General features: G+C 43.9%; 1 protein-coding gene. It reads left to right on the top strand.

Translation table 11 applies throughout. The annotated features are described in order from the left end of the window. The first annotated feature begins 516 nt into the window (after positions 1–516). Positions 517–768, top strand: coding sequence for a hypothetical protein (locus tag ACP5NR_RS08770; protein WP_428006368.1), 252 nt, complete (start codon positions 517–519; stop codon positions 766–768). The last annotated feature ends 2 nt before the right edge of the window (positions 769–770 follow it).

Below are 770 nucleotides of genomic sequence, written 5' to 3'. Positions count from 1 at the left end.
CCAACGACTTCGGTTAAGTCGCCCCAACTTCAATTTCCGTCTGTTCGAGCCAGTTTTGTGCTGATCAAATCGTAAGCCTACATATAGTCAGGTTCTATTCAAGATATAGTCAGGTTCTATTCAAGAATCAAGAAAAAGAATCGGATATTTCAAGAGTTATTTAGAAATCAAGCAAGGAAGGAATTTGGGCAAGGTCAAGCTCAAGTCAACTTCTTCTCAAGCATCAAAGCGAGTATCAAGGCTTTGAATCAAGTCAGAGTGTCACCTGGGGTGCCGCCTGAACCAAGAACTGTGCTGCCAGTCTCAAAATAGGGGGAATCCCTCGCCAAAAAAATTCGTGAGCAAGTGGCAAAAAGTGCCATACCCAGCTCAAACATGGCTAGAGAACCACAACAAAATCGAGGTCGAGGCCGCTTTCAAGGAAGAGGCGGTCGGTATGGTCGTGGAGGTCGAAAGAAATCTCAAAGAGGAAGCCAAAGGACCTCATCTTCCACTCCTACACAACAAAAGGTCATGATGTTTGCCCCCAATTCACAGGGGAAACCACAAACTGCAACATATGCAACTGTAAAAGAAGCAATCATCCAGCAGGTCCAAAAGACATTTAAGGATGGACAGGATGTTGCGGAATCAATTGAAAAAGGAATGCTGTTTGATCTGAGCAGTGTTGAGCCAACACGAATTATTTCAGCTCAAGAAGATCCAGTCAAAGCTACATTAGAGCAAACTGGTCTTGATATTAAATACCAAGAGGAACTACGCCGTTAGCT

This window comes from Athalassotoga sp. (assembly GCF_049965695.1).
Classification (GTDB): Bacteria; Thermotogota; Thermotogae; order Mesoaciditogales; family Mesoaciditogaceae; genus Athalassotoga.
The sequence above is the reverse complement of the archived record's forward strand: the minus strand, read 5'-3'. Positions and strand labels throughout refer to the sequence as shown.